We start from the raw sequence: 8,795 nt of genomic DNA on the forward strand, positions 1-8,795 counted from the left end.
ATCTCCCCTCCAGACGGTAGCCTGGCATACAGGGAGAGGTTGTCTTTGGTGCTGGCCGACACCTGGTATCCCAACTGGTGGCAGGCCCTGCTCTTGGGCATGGTGCAGGGGATCACTGAATTTCTGCCCATCAGCAGCACGGCGCACCTGCGGGTGGTTCCGACTTTGCTGGGCTGGCCAGATGCAGGCGCTTCCTTTGCGGCGGTAATCCAGTTGGGCAGCTTGGGGGCGGTGTTGATCTACTTTGCCTCTGATCTGCGCCAGGTGCTCCTTGGCTCCTGGAAGGCTTGGCAGGAGCGAGATTTCCAGCAGGAGTCTTGGCGGCTGCTCATAGGGATCCTGGTGGGGACGTTGCCGATTGTGGTTGCCGGATGGGCCGTCAAGGCCATCTGGGGATCCCCACCCCGCCAGTTGGGGGTAATTGCTGCTGCCGCCATTGGCTTGGCGCTGGCTTTGGGCTGGGCGGAACGGGTGGGGAAACGCCGGCGAGATCTGCACAGCCTGGGCATTGGGGATGGGCTCTGGGTGGGGCTGGCCCAGGCTTTGGCGTTGATTCCAGGGGTATCCCGCTCCGGTGTGACGCTGACGGCGGCTCTGTTGCTGGATTTGCAGCGCTCGGCTGCCGCCCGCTACTCCTTTTTGCTGGGGATCCCGGCCCTCTTTTTGGCGGGGGTGGCGGAGTTCATCTCCGAGTTTAAGGCAGAGGCGCTGCTGTCGCAGGGGTTGGGGACGCTCTCGGCCTTTGTTTTCTCCTACGGGTCCATCGATTGGCTCATTCGATTTTTGCAGCGCAGCAGCACCTGGCTGTTTATCGCCTACCGGATTGGGTTTGGCCTGTTCATTTTCCTGGGGCTGGCCCTGGGGTTCTTGCAACCTTAAGCCGACTTAGCGCCTTGGGCAGGTACTCCCCTAGGTGGGCCGGATCCACCCCTGTTAGACCCCGCTCCCCCGCCAGTTGGATAGCGGCTTGGGCATGCCACCACACTCCGGCACAGGCACAACTGAGCAGCTCCGCGATCCCCATCGACTGACCCAGTTGGGCCCTTCTGCGCGCCATCAGGCCGCCGATTAAGCCAGTTAGGACATCGCCGCTGCCACCGCGGGCCAAAGCCGGTGTGCTCTCCGGGTTGACCCAGCATTCTCCCGTAGGAGAGGCGATGACTGTCCGTGCTCCCTTTAAAACCACCACCGCTCCACTCTGGGCTGCCGCCTTTTGGGCTGCCTCCATGCGATCCGCAAGCGGGATCCCTGGAAAAAGCCGGCGAAACTCCCCCAGGTGGGGGGTGAGGATGGCTTGGATCCCGTTTTCTTGCAAGCGCTCCACCCCCATCTCCGCCAGGGCATTGAGGCCATCGGCGTCGATAACCCAAGGGATCCCGGCCCAATCCTGCAGCAAGCTCTCCAGCAGTCGCCGGCGGGCTTCTCCTAGGCCGGGCCCCACCGCCACTGCCTGGAAAGGTTTTTCACCCAGCGGCGGCAGAGCCGGGATCCCTTCCCAGGGGTGAACCAAGGCTTCCGGCAAAGTGCTGTGGATGAGCCCCTTCAATTCCGCCGGCACCACCAGGGTTACCATGCCCACGCCACTGGCGCGGGATCCCAGCCCGGCCAACACCGCCGCCCCGGCATAGGCCGCCGACCCTGCGACCACTAGCAGGGATCCCTGGCGATATTTGTGGGTATCCAAAGGTGGGTCAGGGGGAAAATGGGGCCAAGGGTTCAGCAACAACTGGGGAGCCGCCTCTGCCGGGCAGACCCAAGGGGGGATGCCAAAATCAAGGCGATGCAGCCGTCCCACCCAGGGCAGAGCCGCCTCCTGCCACAGGCCCCGCTTCCAGAGGCCGAGGGCATAGGTGTGGCTGGCGCGGATGCAGCAGCCCCAGATCTCACCTGTCTGGTCGTTGAGGCCAGAAGGCAAGTCCAGGCTGAGGATGGGAATGCTGCTGCCGTTGGCCCACTCCACCGCCCCCGCCCAGGGATCCCCCAGGGGCCGGTTTAGGCCAATGCCAAAGAGGGCGTCGATGAGCAAGTCACAGTCGGCCAACGCCTCCACCCGCTCCACAAACTCCGCCCCTAGAGCCCTGAGGTAGCGGGCGTGGTCGGCGGTTAGGGGTTTGAGATCCGGCTTCCCCAGCCAAACCTTTACCCCCTTTTGGGCTAGCCGCAGCTCTCGCCCAACCACCAAGCCGTCGCCGCCATTGTGCCCCGTGCCGCAGAGGATGCCGATGCGCTGCGCCTGGGGAAAATCCTGCCGCAACCGGGCAAAAACGGCCAGCCCCACCTTCTCCATGAGGGCGGCCACGGGCATGCCGGCAGCGAAGATCTCCTCCTCGAGGCGCCGCATCTGCGCCGAGCTGACCAGGGCGGTGGCCGGGTCAAGGGAGTTGAGGACGCTGCGCTGCTGAGGCAAACAAGGCTCTGTCATGGCGGTCATGGCTGAGGGGGGGCTTATGGAGCTCAGCTCGATCACATTCCCGTCGGGATCCCGAACAAACACAGCCGCCCGCCCGGAAGCGCTGGGCTGCACCTCGTAGCCTGCCTGCAGCAAGCGGGCCTTCACCGCCTCCAGATCTTCCACTCCCAGCGCCACGTGGGGATGGCGCCCCCACTTCGCCTTGCTGCCACGACTGGCTTGCTGCCCTTGGTCAAGCGGCTCCTCAGTGACAATCAAATGAATCTGCGAAGACCCCACCTGGTACCAAGCGCCGGGAAAGTTAAAGGGAAACCGTTCTGCCTTGGGGATCCCGAGCACGGTTCCGTAGAAATGCTCAGCCCTGGCCAGATCGCTAACCCAAAGGGCGGTGTGCAGGTGCTGATAGGTGCTCATGACGTTGCTTGGGCGCAAGTTCCTGAAGCTGTCGAGAGAAAGTGTAAGGATTTTCTCCAAAAGACCTGTTCCGCCTGTGCGCTAAGGTGGAACTAGGGCAGCGGCGACGAGAATATCCTCTATCTTGCTTCTTGCCTAGGGGTTGGTCTATGGGATCCCGCACCAAGTTTTTCGGCACCGTCTTGGCCATGCTGGCCGTCAACAGCATCTACATGCAATTGCAGCAGCTTGCCCTGCGGCTGGAAGAAGAGGTAAAACCGGCTCCCTCAGAGCAGGCTGCTCCAGAGTCCCAGAGCAACGCTCAGCCGCCGCATCCCTGGGGTCATCTGGCCCAAGTTTTCCGGCATTGGGTCGAGGCCAGTCCCCTGTAACCCTAGTCTCCGAGCCAAGAGGCAGTTTGCAAAGGGGATCAAACCCCGTACCATAGAGGAGCAGGCTCCCCTTTCTTGCGGTTCACAGTTTGGATACTCACCATGACTCAGCCGTCAGCAGCCTCTGGGCAAAAGCCGATTGTTGTCGCCCCTTCGATTCTTTCGGCGGATTTTAGCCGCTTGGGGGAAGAAGTGCGGGCGGTGGACGAGGCGGGAGCCGACTGGATCCACGTGGACGTCATGGATGGCCGCTTTGTGCCCAATATTACCATCGGCCCGCTGGTGGTGGAAGCGCTGCGCCCGGTTACGGCCAAGCCTCTGGACGTCCACCTGATGATTGTGGAGCCGGAAAAGTATGTGGCCGACTTTGCCAAGGCGGGGGCCGACATCATCTCCGTTCATGCCGAGTCCAGCTCTACCATTCACCTGCACCGCACCCTCAGCCAAATCAAGGATCTGGGCAAACAGGCAGGTGTGGTGCTCAACCCCGCTAGCCCCCTGGAGCTCATCCAGTACGTGCTGGATTTGGTGGACCTGGTCTTGATCATGAGCGTCAACCCCGGCTTTGGCGGCCAGAGCTTCATTCCGGCGGTGGTGCCCAAGATTCGCCAACTGCGGGCCCTGTGCGACGAGCGCGGTCTGGATCCCTGGATTGAAGTAGATGGCGGCCTCAAGGCCAGCAACGCCTGGCAGGTCATCGAGGCGGGGGCCAACGCCATTGTGGCCGGCTCGGCAGTGTTCAAGGCCAAAGACTATGCGGAGGCTATTCGCGCTATCCGCAACAGCCGTCGCCCGGAGCTGGTAACGGTTTGATTTGAGCTTATCGATTGGGGAAACCCATGCTCTTGAGCCCCTCTTAGGCCAAGGCACAAAAGAGAGGGAAGAAGACCTAGCGCCCCTCATTCTTGGCCCATTGCGAATGGCCACAGCTCAGCGGCAGGGATCCCTTCTGGTGGAAGAACGGGCTCGAAATTCTAGCGCAGAGCGGCGGTCTTCTTCTGGGCAGCCGCAGGGGCTGCACCATCCTCTACGGCAGTCTGGCTGAGGCAATGCGGAGGGGCAGAGGTGGGAACGATTGGCTGAGGCGAGGTAGGGCTGAAAAAAACTTGGCAAAAGGGCAGGCGGCTGTTGCGCTGAATGTCAGCAAGGTAAGGAGAAGGGATGGTGCCCCAGTAGGCGCCCAGCACCTGCCGGTCGGGATCCTCCGGCAGCACCTGGTAGTGCAACATCAAGCGGTTATCGGGGAACCAAGCGCGAACAAGCCTTTGCAGTTGCCTCAAATTGAAGCCCGGCTCTTCCGGGTTATGAATCAGGTGCATCCCCGCCAAGCGTCCGCCGACAAAATAGGCTTGCACATAAAACCCGCGGGCGTAGAGGGGGGGCTCTGAGGGATCCCGCGATGAAGGGGCATCCGGCAGGTAGATGGCCTCACCGCCTGGGCGCAGTTGCCAGCGGCTCCAGCGGGGATCCTCGCGGTCGCTAGCAATGGTCTCCCAATTGTTGGCGCGGGCGTAGCTCAAGAAGCGCTCCTCCACCATGCCCAAATAGAGCATTTCCATTTGTAGGGGCAGTCGGGCCCGCGTTTGCAATAGGGGCAGAGTGCGCACTTCTCCTTGCTTGAGCACCAAAACTTCCGCCAAGGCAGGGCGCGGTTCCCACGCCAGCAGCGCCGCCAGGATACCGGCTCCGAGGGCTCTGCCAAGGCCGGCCAGCCCTCGCCGTGCCGAGGCCCGCAGCAACAAGAGAAGGAGTTTGACAGGGGGCAGCTCAAATCGAGGCTGCGCCCCGCCCAACACGGCAACGGAAGCAGAGACGTAAGATGAGATCACGGGGAAATTCGAAGAGCCGGGAAGACAATAGAGGCTATGGATGTCCTATTTTATCCACAGCGCTAGGGTTCTTTGAAAATTTTAATCTGCTGCCCTGGGTGAACTTTCTTGCCGACAGCGGATGGATCAAAACCGGTCTCCAAATGGGCGCGACTGCCGAGAACCTCCCTCCTCGACCGCAGGGCCGGGGCTCGTCGTCATTGCTGGCCCCACCGCCACCGGCAAGTCGCGCCAGGCGCTGCTGCTGGCCCAACGGCTGGGATCCCCGCTGTTAAACGCCGACTCTCGCCAGGTGTACCGGGAGTTCGACATCGGCACCGCCAAGCCCACTCCCGCCGAGCGGGCCCTTTGGCCCCATGAGTTGATTGACTTTGTGGATCCCCGCCACACCTACACCGTGGCCGAGTTCCAACGAGCGGCCCAAGCCCGCATTGCCGAGGCCCATCGGCAGGGACAGACTCCCATTCTGGTGGGGGGGACGGGGCTCTACATCCAATCCATTACTGCAGGGCTGGGGATCCCGGCGGTTCCGCCGCAGCCCCAGTTGCGCGCTCAATTGGAAACTTGGCCGCCCGAGATCCGCTACGCCTGGCTGCAGCAGTTGGATCCCGTGGCCGCTCGGCAGATCCACTCTCATGATGAAGTGCGCACCCTGCGGGCTTTAGAGATCATCTACACCACCGGGAAGCCGGCTTCCCGCCTGCGGCAGGCCCACCCTCCCCACTACCCCATCTTGATCTTGGGGCTGCGCTGCCCGATGCCCCGTCTAGAACAACGTATTGCTCGGCGCACGGCAGAAATGTTGGCAGCAGGCTGGATTGAGGAGGTAAAAACGCTGCGGGAGCGCTATGGGCCGGACTTGCCCCTCTTGCAAACTTTGGGCTATGCGGAGATCGGCGCTTACCTAGAAGGGCGGATCCCAGAGGCGGAGCTGCAGCCTTTGATTGTGCGGCGCACCCGCCAGTTTGCCAAGCGGCAGATGACCTGGTTTCGGGCCATGCCAGGGATCCAGTGGCTAGACTGCGAGGCTGAGGATCTGCCGGAGCAGATCTGGGAGCGGGTTAAAGCCTGGATGGCAGCTCAGACCACTGCTGAAACCACTCCCGCCGCCGCTGAGCATCGGCTTTCCGATCGGTGAGGATCTCCAACACTCGCACCCCTTGGGCGGGCAAGGGATCCAGGGCTTGGGCCAGCTCCTCCCACGTCTCCAGCCGCTGGTGGGGAATGCCGTGAGCCTGGCAGAGGCGAGCAAAATCCACCGCCTGGGGAGTGGCAAAGTAGGGCTCAAAGGGAGGATTGAGCCCCTGGCGGCCCACCTCCGCAATGGGCAGTAGCTCGAAAATCCCTCCTCCCTGGTTGTTGATGAGAAGAATGGTCAGGGATCCCTGCAGGTAAGGGCTAAGCCGCAGGCCGCCGCAGTCGTGCAAAAAGGCCAGATCCCCAGTCAGCAACACCGTCGGGCGCTGGCAGTGGGCCACCCCGAAGGCGGTCGAGAGAATGCCGTCAATGCCGTTGGTGCCGCGGTTGAAGTAGGGCCGGATGCGGCGGTCGTTGGGCGGCCAAAACCACTCCACATCCCGCACCGGCGTGCTGTTGGCAATAAATAGCGGCGTCTCCGGTGGCAGGTGATGGGCCAGCCACCAGCCAATCTTGCCCTCAAACCACTCCGGCACAGCGGCCAGCAGCCGATCCAGCTCAACCCGAGCTTTTGCTTCCACCCTCAGCCAGGTTTGCAGAAAAGCGGTTGCTTTGGCCTTGCCTGCCGGGATCCCGGCGGCCAGCTCTTCCACAGCAAAGGGCAAATGGGTGGTGGGGTTGTGCAGAGGATCCCCGTTCTCGGGCCGGGGATCGAGCAGCCAGGTGCGGGGGCAAGCTTTGGCCAGGGTTTGCCGCAGCGCTTTGCTGGTGGGCAGGGATCCCAACTGGATGACTTGTTCCGGCCAGAGCTGGGGGACATCCTGCTGCAGGAGGAGGTCATAGGTGGTGATGAGATAGGGGTTAAGGGAAGCGTAGTTGCGCAGAGGGGAAAGTCCCTCCGCCAACACTGGCCAGCCCAGGGCCAGGGCCAAACGGGCCACCGCCTCTGCATAACCCTGGGGATCTGCCGGTTGGGCCGGCCCTGCCAAGATCACCCCCCGCTCGCAGCGGCACCACTCCTGCCAAAAGGAAGCTGTTGACGCGAACGCAGAACCGGCAGCCGGGGTGGCCAGGCTAGGTGGAGGGACAACCCCGCGGAAAAAAGTCTTCTCAAACTCCGGATCTTCCTGTAAGTGGATCAGGGGCGCAGTGCTGCCATCGGCAACGGGAGCTAAGGGATCCCGCAAGGGCACGTTCAAATGCACAGGTCCGGGAAAAGGATAAAGCGTGCGCTCCCAGGCGTGAACCAGGGTTTGGCGGAGATAGGCCAGGGCTTCTGGCTCCGCGCTGGGCAGGGCCAATTCCGCTTGCCAGTTGGGGTAGTGGCCGTAGAGCTTCACCTGGTCGATAGTCTGCCCGGCGCGGCAGTGGCGCAGCTCTGGGGGCCGATCCGCCGTCAAAACCAAAAGCGGCCAACCACTTTCTGCCGCCTCGATCAGAGCAGGGAAAAAATGGGCGCCGGCGCTGCCGGAGGTACAGACCAGGGGAATGGGTTGCCGGAGCTGCTGGGCCAAGCCAAGGGCAAAAAAGGCCGCCGACCGCTCATCCACCACTGGAATGGCCTCGATCTCGGGGTGCTGCGCCAGAGCATAGGTGAGGGGGGCAGAGCGGGATCCCGGACACACCACGGCCACCCGACAGCCCAGCCGGCTCAAGGTCTCGGTCAAAACGGATCCCCAAAGGGTGTTGAGGTTGCGCCAGTCCAGCCGTTGAAGGGAGTTTGCGCCAGTCACTCCAGCTATCCCAGCCAGTGTCGAGCAAGTTGGGTAGGAAGCCCAAAATAGGCACATTCTAGTAATCTATAGCCATCCCTAAGCGCAGGGGAACCACTTGCTTTGGCCTTCCTTCGCCTTTCCTCTCTTTCTGGGAGGAGAGCTAGAGGAGGTGCGCCAGGGAGGTGCCCGCCCTCAGGAAACTGCCTCAAGTGGGTTGGTCGCGCCGCAACTCCAGATTTTCTGGCAGGGGCGAGGATTGGCTAGGTCTCTCCGATGGGGGAATAATGTTCATGAGAACGCCCCTTATTGATCTTTGCTGCACCCAGTAGGAGCACCCATGGCCAGAAAACCCGATGGATACCTTGTCCACATCATGCTCGAAGGTGGACAAACCATGCAGGTACGGGTCAAGGAAGCCAGAGAATACACAGAGCTGATCAACCAACTGATGGTGGGTGGGGACGAGTTCATCACCTTGCCCAAGCAAATGGACAATGAGTACATGATCGTGCGTCCGCAGCGGGTCTCGGGCGTGTCGGTGGAAGCAATCTACGCTTCCAGTGTCGGCATTGACCTATAGATCTCAAGGCCAGGGATCCCTTGAGGGTCGTCGGCCTAAGTTGCAACACAAAGCCCCCACCACCAGGGGCAGGGGCTGCCAGAGAACTAGACCCCGCAGGATCTTGAACTTCTCTACCGACGGTTAGCTCTGCGGGGGCAGGATCACCTTGTCGATAACGTGGATGACGCCGTTGACGGCCTCGATATCCGCGGTCACCACGTTGGCATCGTTGACCTTGACTCCATCAGCCAAAGAAATCTCCACAGGGGATCCCTCGACCGTGACCACTTCCCCAGCTTTCAGATCGTTGGAGAGAACTTTGCCGGGCACCACATGGTAGGTGAGAATCTGGGTCAA

9 protein-coding genes are annotated in these 8,795 nt (G+C 62.0%); 5 read left to right on the forward strand and 4 right to left on the reverse strand.

Annotation, left to right across the window (positions count from 1 at the left end; genetic code table 11):
- The first annotated feature begins 45 nt into the window (after window positions 1–45).
- Window positions 46–879 carry an undecaprenyl-diphosphate phosphatase gene (locus NW852_RS08110; RefSeq protein WP_414426624.1) on the forward strand — a complete coding sequence of 278 codons (834 nt, stop codon included), beginning with the start codon at window positions 46–48 and terminating at the stop codon, window positions 877–879.
- Here NW852_RS08110 and NW852_RS08115 read toward each other — a convergent pair.
- Window positions 839–2,824, reverse strand: a complete 1,986-nt coding sequence (locus NW852_RS08115) for an NAD(P)H-hydrate dehydratase (protein ID WP_414426622.1) — start codon at window positions 2,822–2,824, stop codon at window positions 839–841. The two genes, NW852_RS08110 and NW852_RS08115, sit on opposite strands and share 41 nt — an antisense overlap.
- A gap of 149 nt (window positions 2,825–2,973) precedes the next feature.
- Here NW852_RS08115 and NW852_RS08120 point away from each other — a divergent pair, with 149 nt between their 5' ends.
- Both NW852_RS08120 and rpe read left to right on the forward strand, forming a co-directional pair.
- Complete coding sequence (locus NW852_RS08120; RefSeq protein WP_414332711.1) at window positions 2,974–3,195, forward strand: hypothetical protein; 222 nt, start codon at window positions 2,974–2,976, stop codon at window positions 3,193–3,195.
- 102 nt (window positions 3,196–3,297) lie between these two features.
- The gene (rpe, locus tag NW852_RS08125; RefSeq protein WP_414332712.1) at window positions 3,298–4,008 is read left to right on the forward strand and encodes a ribulose-phosphate 3-epimerase; all 711 of its coding nucleotides are present in this window, start codon (window positions 3,298–3,300) and stop codon (window positions 4,006–4,008) included.
- A 161-nt stretch (window positions 4,009–4,169) separates the two neighbouring features.
- On the opposite strand, the gene NW852_RS08130 is transcribed toward rpe, so the two are convergent.
- Complete coding sequence (locus NW852_RS08130) at window positions 4,170–5,024, reverse strand: hypothetical protein (RefSeq protein WP_414332714.1); 855 nt, start codon at window positions 5,022–5,024, stop codon at window positions 4,170–4,172.
- Window positions 5,025–5,145: 121 nt separating this feature from the next.
- Here NW852_RS08130 and miaA point away from each other — a divergent pair, with 121 nt between their 5' ends.
- Window positions 5,146–6,162: a tRNA (adenosine(37)-N6)-dimethylallyltransferase MiaA gene (gene miaA / locus NW852_RS08135; protein WP_414370508.1), complete on the forward strand. Its 1,017-nt coding sequence runs from the start codon at window positions 5,146–5,148 to the stop codon at window positions 6,160–6,162.
- Here miaA and menD read toward each other — a convergent pair.
- Window positions 6,086–7,894, reverse strand: a complete 1,809-nt coding sequence (gene menD / locus NW852_RS08140) for a 2-succinyl-5-enolpyruvyl-6-hydroxy-3-cyclohexene-1-carboxylic-acid synthase (protein ID WP_414426623.1) — start codon at window positions 7,892–7,894, stop codon at window positions 6,086–6,088. The genes miaA and menD overlap by 77 nt on opposite strands.
- A gap of 319 nt (window positions 7,895–8,213) precedes the next feature.
- Between menD and NW852_RS08145 the strand changes: the two genes are divergently transcribed.
- A complete protein-coding gene (locus tag NW852_RS08145; protein ID WP_414365083.1) occupies window positions 8,214–8,456 on the forward strand; it encodes a hypothetical protein in 243 nt (80 codons plus the stop codon).
- A gap of 123 nt (window positions 8,457–8,579) precedes the next feature.
- On the opposite strand, the gene NW852_RS08150 is transcribed toward NW852_RS08145, so the two are convergent.
- A partial coding sequence (locus tag NW852_RS08150) for a fasciclin domain-containing protein (RefSeq protein WP_414365084.1) occupies window positions 8,580–8,795 on the reverse strand: 216 nt, incomplete at its 5' end.

It is taken from the genome of Synechococcus sp. H60.1, from assembly GCF_047462335.1.
Classification (GTDB): Bacteria; Cyanobacteriota; Cyanobacteriia; order Thermostichales; family Thermostichaceae; genus Thermostichus.